The 18,314-nt window shown below is 72.9% G+C and carries 10 protein-coding genes and 1 pseudogene; 1 reads left to right on the top strand and 10 read right to left on the bottom strand.

Translation table 11 applies throughout. The annotated features are described in order from the left end of the window. Positions 1-96 precede the first annotated feature (96 nt). The gene (locus HCN08_RS33380) at positions 97-1,692 is read left to right on the top strand and encodes a translation initiation factor 2 (RefSeq protein WP_206319555.1); all 1,596 of its coding nucleotides are present in this window, start codon (positions 97-99) and stop codon (positions 1,690-1,692) included. Here the strand turns inward: HCN08_RS33380 and HCN08_RS33375 are convergent. The 10 genes and pseudogenes from HCN08_RS33375 to HCN08_RS33330 all read right to left on the bottom strand — a co-directional run bounded on the left by HCN08_RS33375 (position 1,689) and on the right by HCN08_RS33330 (position 18,302). Further along, entirely contained in the window at positions 1,689-3,692 is a 2,004-nt protein-coding gene (locus HCN08_RS33375) for a tetratricopeptide repeat protein (protein WP_167987079.1), read from the bottom strand. The genes HCN08_RS33380 and HCN08_RS33375 overlap by 4 nt on opposite strands. Positions 3,693-3,982: 290 nt before the next feature. Further along, positions 3,983-4,738 carry a hypothetical protein gene (locus HCN08_RS33370; protein WP_167987078.1) on the bottom strand — a complete coding sequence of 252 codons (756 nt, stop codon included), beginning with the start codon at positions 4,736-4,738 and terminating at the stop codon, positions 3,983-3,985. A 153-nt stretch (positions 4,739-4,891) separates the two neighbouring features. Continuing rightward, on the bottom strand, positions 4,892-6,343 hold the full coding sequence (locus HCN08_RS33365) for a dihydrolipoyl dehydrogenase family protein (RefSeq protein WP_206319554.1): 1,452 nt from the start codon (positions 6,341-6,343) through the stop codon (positions 4,892-4,894). 322 nt (positions 6,344-6,665) lie between these two features. Beyond that, a pseudogene (locus HCN08_RS33360) lies at positions 6,666-7,703 on the bottom strand (arabinofuranosidase catalytic domain-containing protein); the annotation flags it as partial. Between the two features lie 146 nt (positions 7,704-7,849). Continuing rightward, positions 7,850-8,752, bottom strand: coding sequence for a glycoside hydrolase family 5 protein (locus HCN08_RS33355; RefSeq protein WP_206319553.1), 903 nt, complete (start codon positions 8,750-8,752; stop codon positions 7,850-7,852). Positions 8,753-9,139: 387 nt separating this feature from the next. Then, positions 9,140-10,000, bottom strand: coding sequence for an anchored repeat-type ABC transporter permease subunit (locus tag HCN08_RS33350; protein WP_167987074.1), 861 nt, complete (start codon positions 9,998-10,000; stop codon positions 9,140-9,142). After that, positions 9,997-10,770, bottom strand: a complete 774-nt coding sequence (locus tag HCN08_RS33345) for an anchored repeat-type ABC transporter ATP-binding subunit (RefSeq protein ID WP_322974832.1) — start codon at positions 10,768-10,770, stop codon at positions 9,997-9,999. The genes HCN08_RS33350 and HCN08_RS33345 overlap by 4 nt, the downstream gene beginning before the upstream one ends. Beyond that, a complete protein-coding gene (locus tag HCN08_RS33340) occupies positions 10,767-11,828 on the bottom strand; it encodes a choice-of-anchor M domain-containing protein (RefSeq protein WP_167987073.1) in 1,062 nt (353 codons plus the stop codon). The genes HCN08_RS33345 and HCN08_RS33340 overlap by 4 nt, the downstream gene beginning before the upstream one ends. A 76-nt stretch (positions 11,829-11,904) precedes the next feature. Next, positions 11,905-13,518, bottom strand: a complete 1,614-nt coding sequence (locus tag HCN08_RS33335) for an anchored repeat ABC transporter, substrate-binding protein (protein WP_167987072.1) — start codon at positions 13,516-13,518, stop codon at positions 11,905-11,907. Beyond that, the gene (locus tag HCN08_RS33330; RefSeq protein ID WP_167987071.1) at positions 13,515-18,302 is read right to left on the bottom strand and encodes a TIGR03773 family transporter-associated surface protein; all 4,788 of its coding nucleotides are present in this window, start codon (positions 18,300-18,302) and stop codon (positions 13,515-13,517) included. The genes HCN08_RS33335 and HCN08_RS33330 overlap by 4 nt, the downstream gene beginning before the upstream one ends. Positions 18,303-18,314: the final 12 nt, after the last annotated feature.

Raw genomic sequence — 18,314 nt, 5'->3', positions numbered from 1 at the left:
GACGGGCGACGGGCGACGGGCGACGGGCGACGGGCGACGGGCGACGGGCGACGGGCGGACAGGACTGTCCTGCTTGCCGCGCGGTCGGACGTGGCCATGTACCGCTTGCTGGACGTCCTGCCGGTGTTCGAGGGCGACGCACGCATCTCCCGCCGGTTCACCCTCGTGCCCGGCTCGGAATTCGGTACCGACGCGCTCGCCGCGGTCACCACGGCCGGCGGGCGGACGGTGCCGTGGCAGGAGGCCTGCGAGCGCCGGTACGACCTGATCCTCACCGCCAGCCCCAAGGGCGAGCTGCAACTCCTGTGCGGCGACCGCGTGTTGCTCCCGCACGGCGCCGGCTACGGCAAGGCGATCCCGGCGGAGGGCACCGCCAACTGGGCCTCGGGGCTCGACCCGGCGTATCTGTGCCCGGCTGACGAACGCCTCGTCCTGCACGCGCTCGCCCACCCCGCCCAAGTCGACCAGTTGCGCGCGGCGTTGCCCGGCGCGAGCCCCCGGGCCACGGTCGTCGGCGACCCGACGCTGGACCGCCTGCTGGCCTCCCGCCCGCTCCGTGACGACTACCGCCGCGCGATGGGCACGGGCTCCCGGCAGTTGGTGGTGCTCGCCTCCACGTGGGGGCCGGAGTCACTGCTGCGCCGGCGCCCGGGTCTTCCCGCCGAGCTGGCCGCGCAGCTGCCGGTCGACACCCACCAGCTCGCCCTGATCGTGCACCCCAACGAACGCAGCCTGCTGGGCGAGTTCGAGCTCGCCGAACGGCTCGCCCCCGCGATTTCCGCCGGCATGATGCTCCCGGCCGGCCACGAGGAGTGGGCGTCCGTGCTCGTCGCCGCGGATGTGCTGGTCACCGACCACGGCTCCGCCGCCCTGTACTTCGCCGCCCTCGGCGACCGCCCGGTCGTCAACGCCTACGCCGGGGGCCGTGAGTTGATCCCCGGCAGCCCCATCGACGTCCTCCTCTCCGCCGCGCCCCGGCTGAGCCGGGCCACCGACCTGTCCGAAGCCGCCGGCTACGACCGGCACACCGCCCGCCGCGCGGTACGCGCCGCCTTCGCCGAGCAGGGCCGCTCCCTGGCCCGGCTCCGGGAGGAGCTGTACGCGCTGCTCGGCCTCGCGCCGCTTCCGGACCCGGTACGCCCGAGGCTGCTGCCGCGCCCGGCGCCGCCCGCCCGGGTCCCGGCCGCCTTCGACGTCCACGTCCGGTCCGAGCCGTCGGCCGTCCGCGTGCAGCGGATACCCGCCGGCCTCGGACCCGCCGGGCACCACCTGGCCGTCCAACACGGCGCCACCGCCGAGCACTTCGTCCGCACCGCGGGCCTGCTCTACCGGCGGGCCGACCCGCCGGCGCCGGGCCCGTACCAGGAGGGCTGGACCGCCGGGGCGTGGACCGCGTTCGCCCTGGCCGAGTACGCCGGGTGCGCCACCGCCGCCGTGATACTCCCGGACGGCGCGTGCCTCCTGCGCCGCCGCGGCGACGACACCCTCTGGGCGCTGCGCCCCGCTCCCCGGCTGCGGGACGGCCGGATCGTCCGCACCGACCCGGCCGCGCTGCTGTCGGCCGTCCACGCGGCCTCCGGCGACCTGCGCAAGCCCCTCAAGGCCGGCACCGTCACCTGCCGGCTCGGCAACGACTCCTTCCGGGCCACGCTGGCGCCTGCTGAGCCCGCCGAGGCCGAACGCCCGGTCTAGAGCAGCCCGTTGCGCTGCCGGAGCGCCGCCGCCGAGGCACGTTGCCGGGTGGCTTCCGCGCCGTCCCCGGCCCGCTCCTCAAGCCCGGCGAAGGCGTCATGGACCCGGGCCTGGTCGAACTCGGACTCGCGGCGGCGGGCGCTGTCCAGCGACTCCTGGAACAGCCGCCGCGCCTCGTCCGTACGGCCCAGCTCGGACAGCACCTGCCCGAGCGCGAAACCGGTCCGCGCCGTCATCCGCTCCCGCTTCAGGGCCGCGGCCGACGCGTGCGCCCGCGCCAGCAGGTCCTCGGCCTCGTCGAACTTCCGGGCCTGGCTCATCGTCTGGCCCAGCCGGTAGTTCTGGAGCAGTACGCCGTACGCGTTGCCGATCGACTCGTGCAGGGCGCGGGACTCGGTGTAGAGGTCGGCGGCCGAGGCCCGGTCGCCCTTCTTCGCCTCCAGCATCCCGAGGAACTCCAGTGCGGAGGCCCGCAGTTTGGTGTCCAGCTCCTCGTGCCCGAGGCCGCGGGCGGCGGCGAACGCCGCGTGCATCTCGGCCTCGGCGGCGGGGATGTCCGACTCCCAGAGCCAGCGGGCCAGTTGGCAGGTCATCCGGACGATCCCGCGGACGTCGCCGGCCCGGGTCGCGGACTCCCGCCCCAGCCCGAAGACGTCGAGCAGGTCCGCCTTGGGCGGGTGGTCCTGCGCGTACGTCCACGCGCACTCGCACAGGGCGACGCTCGCGGCGTCCGCGCCGAGGGCGTGCGCCAGCCGCACGGACGCGAACATGACGTGCCGGTCCTCGTACTGCCAGCGCACGAGCCGGCGCAGGCGCGCGGCCCGCTCCTGGTCGCTCCCCGCGGTCCCGGGGTCGGCGAACGCGACGTCCGGCCCGCCCGGGGTCTCGCCGGCGAGCGGCTGGACGCGGAGCCGGTCGCCGGCGATCAGCAGGTCGCTGCGCTGCCACTGGCGTACCTCCCAGTCAAGGAACCGCCTTTGCGCACGCGCCCGTTCGCCCTCGGCCGCCTCCGACTTGCGGCGGGCGTGGGCGCGTTGGGCCTGCGAGAGCCGCAGCCGCGCGCCGGGCTCCATGAACGCCGGGCGGAGATCCGCTAACCCCTCGGCGTGCAGCTCCTCCAGGCCCGCCTCGCAGGCGTCCACGCCCTGGGCCAGCAGCGCCGCCGCGGAGTCCCGGGTGAACGTCGGGCCCGGGTGGACGGACAACAGCCGGTAGAGCTCGGCGCCCTGCGGCGACAGCTCGGCGTAGCCGACGTCCAGGACCTGCTCGACGACCGGGGCGATCTTCTCGTCCAGGACGCCCTGCACCTCGTCCAGCAGCCGCGCCAACGGGCGCAGCCCGTGCCGGCTCACCGTGCACGCGGCGATCCGCAGCGCGGAGGGCGAGCCCTCGCACAGCTGCAGCAGCGCCTCGGTCGCCTCGGGGTCGGCGGCGAAGCGCCCGTCGGTGACGATGCCCTCCAGCAGCTCCCGTGCCGCGCCCGCCGCCAGCGGCCGGACCGGCAGGTCCTCCCGCGCGCCGCCGTCGAGGTCGTGCAGCGGACGGCCGCTCGTCACGATCACCGCGCCCGCGGACGAGGGCAGCAGGTCGGCCACCTCGGAGCCGTACCGGGCGTTGTCCAGCACGACGACGACCCGGCTCTGCGACGTCACCGCCCGGTACTGCCGGCGCCGCGCCCCGAACGCCCCCTTGACGCTTGCGGGTTCGACGCCCAGCGACTCCAGCAGCTGCGTCAGCACGTCGCCGGTGTCCAGCCAGCCGTCAGGGCCCCGGTAGTCGTCGAGGTCGACGCACAGCACATGGGGAAAGTCCCCCTCGGCGTGGAGGTTGCGCCCGATGCGGTACGCCAGCTCGCTCTTGCCCACGCCGGGCGGGCCGCTCAGCGACAGCACGACCAGCTCGCCGCGCTGCACGCCCTCCCGCACCGCGGCGCCGGCCCGCGCCTGCTCCTCCTCGCGGTTCACGAACGGCTTCGGGCTCGCAGGCAACTCGACCGTCACCGGATTCCCACCCCCTGAACCGTACTCAGCCGCCGAGATCTTCACTCTAGACGCTCACTTGCGCACAACGCGTAGGAACGCGTATACACGCGTGGCCCGTTGGCGGCACCGCAGGCGCCGGGAGCGGACCGCGCGCATATGAACTCCCGCGCACGGCCGCTACGTTCAGTGTACGGCCGGTGACGGCAGCGGTTGGCGATCACCCGGCGGTGGTGATCCGCCGCGGCCGGTCGGAGCTGCTGCGCGATGCTTGTCGCGCCGGGCCACGCCCAACGGGATCGCGGGAACGCTCAGGCCATCATGACGAGTTCGGCCGGTGACCCGTCGGCGCGGAAGTTGATGCGGGCCCAGTAGCCGTCCTCGACGAACTCCTTGCCGGCGTCGTCGAGATCGAGGCCGAAATCGCCGGAGTGGTAGACCACCACGCCCATGAGGCGGAACGCGGCGCGGAAGTCGGCGGGGCCGGTGGCCGCGCGATCGTCGTCGGTGCCCTGCTCCCACAGGTACGTCAGCGCGCGATCCCACAGCAAGGGCAGGTCGGCCAGCAACGCGTGGACGGCAGGCAGCAGTTCGAGGATTCGCCGGCGGCTCATCGAGTCGAACTCCAGCGTGACCTCGCACGGCACGCAGGGCACCGCGGAGACCGCGGGCCGGATGTCGGCGATCTCGGCGGTCGTGCCGAACGCCGAGGGCGCGTGCGGCACGATCGGGCCGAACACGGCGTCGACGGCGGGAAGTAGCAGCTCCGGGTCGGTCGTGTCGTCCGCCGGGCGGGCCGGCCGGTCGAGGAACTCCGCCTCGAACTGGGCTTCGTAGTCCGGGTTGGCCGGTTCCTGGAGCAGCTGGCTCCACACCGTGAGCTGGCCGGGCGTCGCGGTGATCACCCGGGAGTCACGCGCCGTCAGCCGCACCAGACCGTCGGCCACGTCGAGGCGGGATACCGCGAACCGCCGCGGCAGCGGCACCGAGGGCCGGCCGGCCCCGGCCACGAGCCGCTGCGGCGGCTCCGGCCCGCTCAGCGCCGCGTCGCCGGCACGCATACTCACCCGCGCAGGCTACCTCCCGGCGCGAGGCGCCCCGCAGCCGGCTGCCCGCACGCCCGACACGCCCGCGCCCGTGCCCGCACCCGCCGCCCGCAACCCCGCACCCGCAGCCGCAGCAACCGCCGCCCGCAGCCGCAGCCCGATGGCGCGCGGAGCTCAGCCGCGCTCGTAAGCGGCGAGCAGGAAGAGCCAGATCTCGCTGACGGTCGGGAAGCAGGCGATCGCGTGCCGGAGCCGCTTGAGGGGGACCTCCGCGGCGACCGCCACCGTCGCGGAGTGCAGGAGCTCGCTGACGCCCGGGCCGACGAAGGTCACTCCGAGCAGCACCTCGCGGTCGAGGTCCACCACCATGCGCGCCTTGCCGCGGTAGCCGTCGGCGTAGAGGTTGGCGCCCTGCGCGGCGGTGAAGTCGACGTCGACGCTCTTGGTCCGGTGGCCGGCGCGTACCGCCTGCTCCGCGCTCAGGCCCACGGCGGCGGCCTCGGGGTCGGTGAAGAAGACCTGCGGCACGGCGTGCTGGTCGGCGGTGGTGGCGTGGTCGCCCCAGGGGGCGTCGTCCAGCGGCCGGCCGGCCGCCCGGGCGGCCATCGCGTCGCCCGCGGTGCGGCCCTGGTACTTGCCCTGGTGGGTGAGCAGCGCCCGGTGGTTGACGTCGCCCACCGCGTACAGCCATGCCCCCTCGACCCCCGCGACCAGGCAGGTGGTGTCGACGTCCAGCCAGGAGCCCGGGGTGAGGCCGACGGTCTCCAGGCCGATGTCGTCGGTGCGCGGGGCGCGGCCGGTGGCGAACATGACCTCGTCCGCCTCCAGTCGGCTGCCGTCGGCGAGGGTGAGGGTGACCGGTCCGCGCGGGTCCGGGCGGTGCAGCGCTGCCACCTCCGCGCCGATCCGTACGTCCGCGCCCGCCTTGGCGAGGCCGTCCGCGACGAGTTCGCCCGCGAAGGGCTCCATCCGCGGCAGCAGCGGGCGGCGGGCGAGCAGCGACACCTGGGAGCCGAGGCCCTGCCAGAGCGTGGCCATCTCGACGCCCACCCCGCCGCCGCCGACGACGGCCAGCCGGGCGGGCACGGTGCTGGAGTCGGTCCCCTGCCGGTTCGTCCAGGGGCGGGCCTCCGCCATGCCGGGGATGTCGGGCAGCACCGGCCGGCTGCCGGTGGCGAGGGCCACCGCGTGCCGGGCGGTGAGGTGGTGGGTCGTGCCGTCGTCCCCGGTGACCGTGACCCGGCGGGGGCCGTCGAGCCGGCCCAGGCCGCGGAAGAGGTCGGCCCCGAGGGACGTCACGAACGCGGCCTGCCCGCTGTCGTCCCAGTCGGTGACGTAGCGGTTGCGACGGCCGAAGACGCCGCCGGTGCCGAGGCGGCCGGTGACGGCCTCCCGCGCCCCGTCCACGCGGCGCGCGTCGGCGACGGCGATGACCGGCCGGAGCAGCGCCTTGCTGGGGACGCAGGCCCAGTAGGAGCATTCGCCGCCGACGAGTTCCCGCTCCACCACGGCGACGCCGAGCCCCGCCGCACGGGCCCGGTCGGCGACGTTCTGCCCGACCGGGCCGGCCCCCAGCACGATGACGTCGTAGGAGCCGTTCTCCCGGTCCGCGTGTGTGTCGCTCATAGGTCCTCGCATGACGGTAGGCGCTGTTCGGTCGGCTCCCGCGGTACGGCGCCCCGAGGCCGGCGGGCCGCCACGCCATGCCACCCCCGCACGGGCGCGGCGCCGGCGGAGCACCCCCACGAAACCACCGTCCCCGCCCGCCCGGCGCCCCGGACCCGGGCGCAGCCCGAAGAGCCGCCATAACTCACCCTTATGGCCGCCCGCGCCGCACAGGCGGAGCCGCGAGCACGACGGCCCCCGGAAGCCGCGGCCGGACGACGAGCCGTCCACCACCGGAGCAGGACAGCCACCCCGGTGGTGAACGGACCCGCCGGAAGGGCTAGCTCGTGTACTTCGCGGCGACGATGTCGGCCTGCACGGCGTCCTGGGCCGCGTCGGTCGGGTAGCCGGCCGTCATCACGCCTTCGTAGAAGGTGCCGTCACCGCTCTTGCTGTTGTCACCGCCGATGCCGAGGATGATCGCCCCCTCCTTGTGCATCGGGTTGTAGCCCGAGGGGCGCGCCCAGATCCCCGCCGTCGACAGGCCGCCGGACTGCGCGTTGCCGGTGAGGATCTTCCAGTGGTTCGCCTGGCCGAAGAGCATGGCGGTGGTGAACTGGTCGGCGATGGTGGGGTCGGCGGAGTTGTAGCCCTTGTTGGGCCCGGAGAACAGGCCGTTCTCCATGTCGGCCATGACCCACGGGCCGTTCCCGGCGCCCCAGCCCCAGGACTTGTTGGAGCCGAAGTAGATGGCCTCCATGTGGCCGGCGCCGTTGTCCTTGTTGTTGGTCTCGGCGTTGCCGTAGTCGAAGCAGCAGCCGTTGTTGGTGTGCCAGCCGTCCAGGACCGCGTATTCGCCCTCGGCCGCGTCGCCGGTCGCGATACCCGACGTGCTGTTGTCGCGGTAGCCCATGCCGGGCGCGATGTACAGCCCGTAGACCTTGTGGCCGTTGAGGTGGACCGGCGCCTTGTTCGCGGTCGCCAGGGTGTCGGGACCGCCCGCCGCGCCGCCCGCCGGCGCCTGCGTGAGGTCGTTGTGCTTGCTGGACTGGTCGTAGATCTTGGTGATCACGCAGGACGTGCCCGAGCAGAAGGAGTCCTGTGCGGCCGAGTTCGCGTAACTGCCGGCGCTGACCGGGTAGATGCTGGTCGTGGTGTTGTCCGAGGAGCGCCTGACCTGGTACAGCGGCCCGTTGTACGCCCCGTAGAGCGCCCGGGTGGTGCTGTGCGCGGCGACGCAGGGGGTGCCGTTGGAAGCGAAGATGTCGCACGGGCCCTGGCCCGCGGCGTGCGCCGCCGTGTTGGTGACGCTGATCAGGGCGGCTGCGGTGCTCAGCGCGAGGGCTACGGCGCGTGCGCGCCGGGCGGGAAGCTTGTGCATGGTGATCCACTCCTGGTCTCGTGGTGGTCGACTGGGCCGGTTCCTTGGCGGGCAGGAGTGTTAGCGCTAACAATCCTGCCTCTGGCCGCCGGCACACCCCCCTCGCGAGGGGTGCACCCGCGCCTTCGTGTGTCCGTGCCGTCCGATCAGAAGCCCCAGCCGTACCGGACGCGGTCCCGGCCGGAGGTGTTGCGGACGGTCAGGGTGAGCGCCGTGCCGCTGCCGCCCATGGAGAACATCGAGTAGGGGTCGTAGCCGTTGGGGCCCGGCTTCCCACCCAGGGCCGGCCAGTACACGCCGCCCATGCTGTTGTTGCGCTGGACGTGCGAGACGGCGACCATGTACCGCACGAAGTTGTCGGTGCTGTTCGCGTCCCCGTAGTTGAGGCCGCTGTCCATCACCGCGCCGTATTCCGTCATGACCGCGCGGTTCGCACAACTCCCGAGCCGGGTATTGATGTTGCTCTCCCACGCGGATTCCGTCATCGCGCTGTAAAAGAACGCGTAGGTGTGGAACGAGAACAGCGTGGAGTTGAAGCGGCTGTCACCGCACAGATCACGCAGGTCCTGGCTGTAGCCGGTACCGCTGATGAGTACCCGGCTCTTGTTGGCGCCGGTGTGCGTGGTGAGCCAACTCGCCGCGAGATTCCGCCAGTCCGCCGACGAGTAACCGTGCGGCTCGTTCATCGGTTCAAGGTAGACGTTGCTGTTGCCGCCGTAGGCGTTGATCACGGTGGTCCACATCGAGTTCCACGCGCTCACGTTCGTGATCTTGCCGCCGGAGGCGTTCTGGTCCTCCCAGTAGCCGAGGATGACTTTCCATCCCTTGTCCGTAGCCGCGTCTATGGCGCCCCGGTAGCTGCTCCACCACGATCCCCCGACCGTGGACGCGTTGACCGGCAGCCGCACGGTGTTGACGCCCATGGAGCCCATGGCGTTGTACAGCGAGGTGGCCTTGGCCTTCACGGTGGCGTAGCTGTCGGACGAGCTCAGGCCCCGCAGCACGAGCGGGCTGGTGCTGAAGTTGTCGCCCAGCACGGCCCAGTTCATGCCCTTGAACCCGCTGGTGGACGCGCTGGCCGGTGAGGCGAAACTGACGGCGGCGGCCGGAATCAGCGTCAGCGCGGCCAGGGCGCTGACAATGGTGCGGCGGATCGATCGCCGGCGGGGTGCCGACGCCCTATCACTTCGGGTACTTTTACGGGGGGATTCGGTTCCTTGTCCGTTCACGACTCTTCCCTTCTCACGGGGGTCAGTTGCCGGTGGCGCGGAACCAGGCCGCGCCAGCCTGAATGGACGGACCCGCCAAGGTGGTGTGTGCACTGCGCCGGAACACTGCGGCAACACTGTAGAAATCCGTGGTGAATCGGAGCCACCACCCGCACCGCTTCAGTCGCATAAAGACAAAGCCGAACATTGCCGGGGCGCCCGTCGGCGTCAGCGGTCAAGCCGCCGCCATGCCTTCACGATCAGGCCCTGCCGGGGGGCGAGGAACCAGGCCGCGAGGAAACCGGCGGTCAGGACGAGAACGATGGTGCCGCCGGTGGGCAGGTCCCAGCCCCACGAGATGTACAGGCCGGCCAGGGCGCCCAGCGTGCCGATGGCCGGGGAGAGCGCCATCATGACGCCGATCCTGTCGGTGAGCAGACGCGCGGTGGCCGCCGGCGTGACCAGCAGGGCCAGCACGAGGATGTTGCCGATGGTCTGCACGCTGATGACGACCGCGAGGGTGACCAGGACGTACAGGACGAGGTCGAGCCAGAAGACCGCAACTCCCATGGCGCGGGCCGACTCGCGGTCCAGGGAGATGGTGACGAGCTCTTTGTGCAGGGCGAAGAGCACCGCCAGGATGACGACTCCGGTGACGCCGTCGGTGACGAGGTCGGACGTCGGGATGCCGGTGATGGAGCCGAACAGGAACTGTTCGAGGCTGCCGGCGTATCCGGGTGCCTGCGAGATGACGACCACGCCCAGGGCGAAGGCGGCCACGAAGAACACCCCGATGACTGAGCTCTCGTTGAGGCGCCGGTTCTGCGAGAACACCGCGACGAGGACGGCGGTCGCCACCCCGGCCAGGGTGCCGCCGAGCACCAGGTCGCCCTCCAGGACGAAGGCGAACGCCAGCCCGGGGAAGACGGCGTGGGAGACGGCGTCGCCGATGAAGGCCATCCCGCGCAGCACGACATAGGTGCCGACGACGCCGCACACGATCGACGACATGACGGCGACGGCCAGTGCCTTGGGGAGGAAGGCGAGGTCCGGGTTGAACAGGTCGGTGAGGAATTCCACGGGGGTCATGTCAGGGTGGCGGCTTTCAGGATGCGCAGCAGGGCGGAGTTCTCGCTCGCCCCGAACGTCGATGTCCACGCGGCCGGATCCGCCGCGAGCCGGGCCGGCGGCCCGGTGGCGACCACGGTGCGGTTGAGCAGGGCGAGCCGGTCGCATCCGTCGAGAGCGGAGAGGATGTCGTGCGTGGTCATGAGGACGGCCCGGCCCTCGTGGGCAAGGCCGGTGAACAGCTCCGCCAGCAGCTCCTGGGTGGGCATGTCGAGCCCGGTGAACGGCTCGTCGAGGAGCAGCAGCCCCGGCCGCAGGGCGAGCGCCCTGGCGACGAGCACGCGTTGGCGCTGCCCGCCGGACAGCTGCCCGACGGGCCGGTCGGCCAGCGGCGTCATCCGTACCCGGTCCAGGGCCTCGGCCACCGCCTCCCAGTGGGCCGCTCCCGGCCGGCGGAACAGGCCGAGACTGCCGGTCAGGCCGGTCATGACCGTGTGCGCCACCGACAGCGGGAAATCCCAGGCGAAGTCGTGGCGCTGGGGCACGTATCCGATCGGGGTACGTCCGGGGCGGGTGCGCCGGCCGTCGATGCGGACCTGCCCGGACACCGGGCGCAGCAGGCCGAGGACGGTACGGATCAGGGTGGTCTTGCCGGCGCCGTTGGGGCCGATGAGGCCGACCAGCTCACCGCGGTCGACGCGCAGGTCGACGCCCGTGAGCACGGTGGCGCCCGCGAGGTCCACGGACACGCCGTCCACAGCGAGGGCCGGGGTGGCGGGCGAACCGGTCACTGCTCGGCACCGCCGTCCGCCCCGGCCGCGGTGCGGGCGGCCAGGGCACGCCGCTTGGCGCGGTTGCCGCGTACCGCAACGAGGGTGAAGCCCGCGACGAGGGCGAGCGCGACCACCACGATCGCGCCGACCAGGAGCCGGACCAGGGTGTCGTCCCGGCCCGTGCCGGTGGTGGCCGCGGGCCGGGGCGCCGTCGCCGGCGCGGTCACCGGGGTGCCGGCCGGCGCCGGGGAGGTGGCGGCGGGCGCGGTCGGGGCCGGGCCCTTCCAGGTCGCGGCCAGCGCCGCGCCGGTGGACGTGCCGGTGCCGACGGCGAACCGCACCAGCTCGGTGTCGGAGACCTTGGTGCCGTCCTTCAGCGTCGCCGACGCGGCCATACGGACGAGGTAGACGCCGGGCTCGGTGAAGACCCAGTTGGCGTGGGTGTGGGTGTTGGTGTCCACCCAGATCGGCTGAGCTCCCTTCTTTCGGGAGTCCCACAGCACCTGCGGGGCGCCGAAGTCGCCGGACTGCAGGTACACCGTGAGGACGCCCGGGCCCTGGACGCCGGTGACGGAGAAGGTGGCGCCCCGGTCGAGCCTGCTCATGACCGCGGGGTCCTGGGTGTTCCAGCCGGCCCAGACCACGCCGGGGTTCTGGGTCTCGGGGACGACCCACACCGTGCTGCCGGGTGCCGCTCCGACGAAGGAATAGGCGGAGCTGTCCGGGACCTTCAGCTTCGCGGCGTCGACGACGCGCAGCACGGTCTCGTCGGGGTAGCGCCACACGCTGGCGGCGTCGGCGTCGGCCTTGTGGGCGTCGTCGTGGATGAGGAACTTCCAGGCTCCGCCGTCGAACTTGGGGCCCATGTCCACGTGTCCGGTGCCGATCACGTGGTTCCCGTGGGTGATGGGCTCGCCCGCGTCGATCGTCTGGTCGAGGCCGGGGTCGCCGCCCGGGCCGTCCGCCCGGGCGACGGCGGGGGTCAGGGCCGCGGCGAGGGCGAGCAGCGCAGCCGCGGCGAGGGCCGGCAGGCGCGGGCGGCTGCGGTGCGGGGCGGCGGTGGCGGCGGCGCGCATCACGGTGCCTTTCGGTGGTGGTCGGAGGTGCCCGGCGCGGGCGCGGGTGCAGGCGTGGGCGTCGGTGCGGGTCGGGTCAGGTGCCGAGGCATGCGAGCAGGGAGTCCGCGTTGAAGCGCATCATCTGCACATAGCTGGGCGCCCGGGAGTCGAACGTGTCGCCGTAGATCGGGCAGACCCTGATGTGCGCCTCGGCCGCGACCTGGGTCAGCTCGGAGGAGCGCGACCTGAGGTTCGGCTCCAGGAAGACGGCCTTGACGTGGAGGTTGCGGATGGTGTCGGCCAGCCGGCGGCGGTCGGCCAGGGACGGCTCGGCGGCCGGGTTGGGAGTGACGAAACCGGCCACGGTCACGCCGTACGCCTGAGCGAGGTACGCGAAGGCGTCGTGGGTGGTGACGAGGTTCCGGTCGGCCGGCGGGATCTTCGCCACCGTGCCGCGCACATACCGGTCCAGCCCGTCGAGCCGGTCGAGGTAGGCGGCGGTGCGGGCCCGGTAGCCGGCGGCGCCTGAGGGGTCCTTGGCGATCAGGGTGTCGCGGATGAGTTTCACGTACGCCTCGACGTTGCGGACGTTCTGCCACAGGTGGGGGTCGATCTCGCCGTGCACGTGCTTGCCGAGCACCGCCTGGGCGAGCTGGTAGACCTGGTGGCCCGGACGGCCCAGGAAGCGGTACTGGGAGTCGCCGGGTATCTCCTCGACGGCCTTGTTCGGCACGTCGATGACGACCTGGTCGGCCCGGTAGCGCTTCTGGGTGAACTCACCGCCGCCGCCCGGGTCGTACCGCACGTCCATGCCGCCGCCGTCCAGGTCCGCGGTGAGGTCCGCGTGCCCCTCGTCGAGGACGGTCGCACCGGGGATGCCGGCCTCATGGGGGTTCACCCCGACCGCGAAGGTGTACGTGGCCTGTCCGAGGTCGACCGGGGGCGCGGTGTCGTCGACCTTCAGCCGGGCCCGCAGGGTGAGCGTGTAGACGCCCGGCTCGGTGAACGCCCAGGACAGGTGGGTGTGCGCCTCGGCCGGCAGGGTGGCGGTGTCGTCGCGGTACCCGCTGCCGGCGTCGAAGCCGTCGGAGGAGTCGAAGTAGACGTCGGTGTCGCCGAACGTGCCGGTGAGGTAGGCGTAGACGTTCCCCGGCCCGGTGGCGCCGGTGGCCTGGATGAGGACGTCCGAGCCGCGGTCGGCACCGTACTGCGCACCGCTTCCCTCGGCGCGCAGGCCCAGCCAGACGGTGTCCAGGTGGACGTTCTCCACCAGGGGGATCAGCTCGGCCGCGTATTTCGCCGACTCCTCCACCAGCGACACGTCCGCCGCGTCCTTCGACAGGTTGGCGTCGAGGGTCTTGATGACGTTGTGCTCCTCCAGCAGGGCGTAGTTGGAGAACGCGACATCGGCGTAGACCACGTTGCGGGCGTCCCGCAGCGTCGGTTCGTACGTGTGCGGGTCCGCGCCGTCCGGCACGATCGAGGCCACGTCCACCCGGTCCCCGCCGACGTTCCTGACCAGGTCGGCGAGGATGCCGGTGGTGGTGATCACCTGGAGGCGCCCGGTACCGGGCTCCAGCAGCGGCCGGGCCGTGCACCCCGCCAGCAGCGCGACCGCCGCCGTGACCGCTGCCAGTGCCTTGAGAAAGGGCCGGGCCCGGCGGCCCGTGGGGACCTTCCCGCGGGCCGCCCGCTCGCGGCGCCTCATGGCGCGGCTGGCGCCTGGCGTGCGGCGCCCTCCCACTTCCGGCGCCGCCGCCACAGCGCCCCGCCGCCGGCGGCTCCGAGCAGCAGCAGCCCGCCCAGGATGCCCAGGAGCAGCGGTACCGGCCCGCGGCCCGATGCCGCGGACGTCCCGCCGGTGCCGAGGGCCGGCGTCCCGCGGCCCGGCAGTCGGCCCGCGGCGGCGCGGTCGGCCTGTGCCTGCAACTGCTCGGCGGCCTTCTGCGCGTCGGCGAGCGTGTCGTCGCCCGTCCGGGCGGCGGTGGACACCACCCCGCAGCCGGACGTGCCGGTGGTCACCTTTGCCGGGTCGACGTCGCCGACCGCGAGGGTCAGCACCTCGCTGTCGGAGGAGGTCTTCCCGTTCTTCAGGGTGACGCTCTGGGTGAAGTGCAGCCGGTAGACGCCCTGCCTGCTGAAGGCCCAGTTGGCGTGCGCGTGGACGCCCAGGGGGATGCGATAGCTGCTCACCCCGTCGAGGACCAGGGACTGCACGCCGCCGAACGAGCCGGTTGTGTACACCTTCACCGTGCCCGGGCCGTCGATCGCCGTCAGCTTCCAGGTCACGGGGCCCGCCGCGTTACCGGCGTTGAGCAGTTCGGTGGACCAGCCGAGCCAGATCAGGCCCATGTCCTGCGTCTGCGGCACCTGCCACACCGTCGAGCCGGCCGGTCCGACCTGCCCGAATCCGGCTGGCAGCGTCACCTTGGCGGCCGGTTTGAGCCACAGCACGGTCCGGGAGGGCTCCCGGTAGACCCGGGTCCCCGAGGAGTCGTCGCCGATCAGCGACTCCAGCTTCCCGCCGACGATGTGCGCGCCGTAGTCCAGGTGCCCGGCCGAGATGACGGTCGTCCTCGCCGGGGTGCACCGGGCCGCTGTGCCGGTCGCCCCGGGGTCCTTCGCCCCGCCGTCCGACACTCCCGTGGACGTGCCCCCGGTGTCGGCGGGCGGGGTCGCGCCGGTGCACTGCTTGCCGCCGGGCACAGCGGTGGCCGGGTCGATGTCGCCGACCACGATGGTCAGCACCTCGCTGTCGGAGGACCTGCCACCGCCGGCGAGCGTGGCGGTCTGGGTGAAGTGCAGCCGGTAGACGCCCTGCTTGCTGAAGGCCCAGTTGGCGTGCGCGTGGACGCCCAGGGGGATGCGATAGGTGCTCACCCCGTCGAAGACCAGGGACTGCACCCCGCCGAACTCGCCGTTGAGGAACACCTTCGCCGTGCCCGGGCCGTCCACGTCGGTGAGCTGCCAGGTCACCGGCCCGGACACCTTGCCGCCGTTGAGCGTCTCGGTGGACCAGCCCAGCCAGATCAGGTCCGCGTTCTGCGTCTGCGGCACCATGTACACGCTCGACCCGGCGGTCCCGATCTGCTCGAATCCGGCCGGCAGCGTCACCTTGCTCGACGGTTTGAGCCACAGCACCGTCTTGGACGGCTCGCGGAAGACCTCGGCGCCCGACGAGCTGTCGCCGATGAGCGACTGCAGCTTCCCGTCGATCACCTGCGCCGAGTAGTCCAGGTGCCCCGAGCCGATGACCGTCGCGGTGGCCTTGCAGGCCGGCGGTCCCGGGTCCGGCGGGCCGCCCGGGCTGCCGCCGTCCCCTCCGCCGCCGGTGTCCGGGGGTGCGACCAGCGAGAGCGCGTCCCACCCGAGCAGTTGTCCCGTCCCGTTCTTGACCACCAGCTTGTGCCCGCCCGGTGCCGCGTCCGCGGGCAGCCGCACCTGGACCGCCCCGGAGCTGCCGACCTGCGCCCAGCCGAGCCAGGTGGGGTCCGGGTGGAGCCACACCGACACCCACTGGCCCTGGTACTCCTTGCCCACCTGCACGGTGACCAGTTGGCCGGGGGAGAAGCCGTTCTGGTCGCCCAGCACCTGCACACCGCCCGAGGTGGCGTCGGTCAGCTGGGAGTCCGGCACCGGGGTGACGTCCTGCGTACCGGGCTCGCCCGTGCCGGTGAAGCACGCGCCCGGGTCGACCTTCTGCACGTCGACCTCTCCGACGGCGACCGCCAGCGTGAAGTCGTCGGTGGCCCTGGCACCCGACGCGAGGGTCGTGGACCGGGTGAAGGCGAGGCAGTAGGTGCCCTCGGCGCTGAACGCCCACGACCCGTGTACGTGCGCGTTCCGCGGGATCGTGTACGAGTCGGCCGCCGTGACGCCGTCACGCGTGTCGAACAGGACGTCCACGCCGTTCAGTTCGGTGGGGCTGGAGGTGTACAGCGCGAACTCGCCCGGCCCCGCCACCATGTCCAGCGTCCAGTCCACACCGGTCCTGGTGGCCGTGAGCGGGATCTCCTCGGTCGACCAGCCCGGCCACAGCAGGCCCTCCTGCTGGGTCTCCGAGACCTGCCAGAGCGGTGAGCCGGCGGCGCCCAGGAAGGCGTACTGCGAAGCCGCCGGAACGGTGGTCTTCGAGCCCGGAAGGAGCTGGAAGACCGCGCCGTTCCCGTTGTTCGTGCTGTCGCGCTCACCACTGGACAGGGAGTTGCTCCCGGTCAGCGGGTGGTAGCGGGCGTCGGAGGACTCGGTCGTGTCCTTCACCCACGTCTCCAGCGTGCCGCCGTCCACCTTGCTCGCGACGTCGACATGGCCGTCGTTGAGGATCACCGCGCCCGAGTCGGTCAGCGACCCGTTGGGGACGTTCCACTCCGGCTCGTCCCCGCCGCCCGCGGAGTCGTCCACGCCGAACGGCTGCTGCCCGCGCGAGCAGGTGGTGATCTTCGAGCGGTCGATGTAGGAGCTGTCGGCGGGATCGGTGCTCCCGCCCACGACCGTCAGCGTCCTGGTCACGCTCACCGGCGAACTCCGGCCCGCCTGCGTCATGGAGAAGGTGAGCGGGACGCAGTAGACGCCGGCCTTCGACACCAGCAGGGCGAGGGGCTGCTTCATGCTCGACTGCTGCGTCCGCGAACTCACGTCGCTGGCCTGGACGTTCTCCCCGGTGGACACCCGGAAGGCGGCTTTCCCGGGGCCTTTCACGTCGCCGATTGACACCGTCACCGGCCCGTCGGTGCTGCCCCACGGGAGCCGGTCGGTGGACAGGTCGACGACCTGGTAGGAGTTGGGCTGCCACACGTCGTCGCGGACGGTGTGGTCGTACGAGACGACCATGTCGTCCAGGTCGCGGTACTCCCCCGCGGCCGGCAGCGAGGTGTGCACGTACGCGGGCACGTCGGCGGTGCCGTCCGCCGTGAACTCCGGGGTGAGGTCCAACTCCCCGCTGTCGCCGGCGAAGAGGACCGCGGAGGGGGACGGTACCGGTGCGACCGGGGGAAGGGTGTCCACCGGCGGCGTCACGGAGGTGTCCCTGTCGCACGGGGTCACGTTCTTCGCCTCGGCCGTGTCGCCGACCCACACCGTCAGCATCCCCGAGCCGCGGACCCAGGAGCCGTCGGCCAGTTCGGTCGACGCGTTCATGTTGAGGCAGTAGCGGCCCTGCGCGCTGAAGGCCCAGTAGGCGTGGACGTGGGCCGGCACGAAGAACGAATACGACGCCGGGGTCCCCCACTTGGTGTCGTAGAGGATGTCCAGCGGTGTGGCGCCGCTGCGGTAGACCACGACGTCGCCGGGTCCGTCGACGCCGGACAAGGTGAGGTTGACCGTACGGCTGCCGCCGAGTTGGGCGCGGTTCCAGTTCTCCGTGCTGAATCCCGGCCACAGGTACCCGGACGCCTGCGCCTCCGGCCAGTACCAGTAGGGGGTGCCGGGGTCGCCGAGGAAGCCGTAGTCGGCGTTGGCCGTCGCCGCGGGCACCGTTCCCGGCAGCAGGCCCGTCAGCACGAAGTCGCTGGAATCGACGAACTTCCCGTCGACGGACGGATCGCCGATGCCGGGGACGATCCCCACGTCGAGCCCGTCGCCCTCGGCGTTCAGCCAGGCGCGGGTGTCCAGGTGGCCCTGGGCCAGCACCATGGGGCGGCCGGGGTCGCCGCCGCCGTCACCGCCCTGGCCGCCGTCGTCACCCCCGTCGTCACCGCCGTCGTCGCCGCTGGGCTGGTCGCACATGGTGACGTTGTCCGGCAGGTCGCCGACGACCACCGTGAAGGCCGCCGACGCCGTCCGCGCCTGGGCGCTGCCCTTCGAGGTCATCGTCGCGGACACCGTCAGGCAGTACGTGCCGGGGGCCGTGAACGAGGTCGCCCGGTAGGTCGCGCCGTTCAGGTAGGGCACCGGCTGCGGGGTCTGCGCCCCGCTGCCGGCCGGCAGCGCGGTGTCCCACGCCGTCGTCCCGGTCGGGCCCGTCAGCCGGAACCGGCCGCCGTCGGGCACGGTGGCGCCCTTCAGCGTGAAGGACGGCTGCGGGCTGCCCGCGATCGCCCCCTTGTCCGGGTAGTTCATGCCGTCCTTGGCCCCGGCCACGTCCAGGCCGAACAGGACCCGCGCGTGCTCTCCGGTCGTGTACGCGGCCACGTCGTCGACCTTCGCGGGCGTGGACCAGGTCCCGGTGCCGGCGTCGTACTCACCGGCCCCGAGGTGCAGCACCGTGTCGGTGGCGGAGTGCCACGTCTGACCGGCGTACGTGCCGGTCTTGTCCAGCAGCCCCAGCGCGAAGGAGTCGAAGTCCGTGCCGTCCGCGCTGATCCCCGACAGCTTCGGGGTCAGCGCGATGTTCCCCGCGGACAGCACCGCCGGGCTGCCGGCAGCCGCCGCGGGCGGCGCCCCCGTGGCCACCAGGGCGGCGGCCAGAAGCGCGGTGATCGCGGCGCAGGAGAGACCGGAGAGACCGGAGAGACCGGTGCGGGAGGGAAGGCGGGAGAGGAGGCGGGAGATCATCTGCTTCGTCCC

The organism is Actinacidiphila epipremni (assembly GCF_012034175.1).
Taxonomy (GTDB): domain Bacteria; phylum Actinomycetota; class Actinomycetes; order Streptomycetales; family Streptomycetaceae; genus Actinacidiphila; species Actinacidiphila epipremni.
The sequence above is the reverse complement of the archived record's forward strand: the minus strand, read 5'-3'. Positions and strand labels throughout refer to the sequence as shown.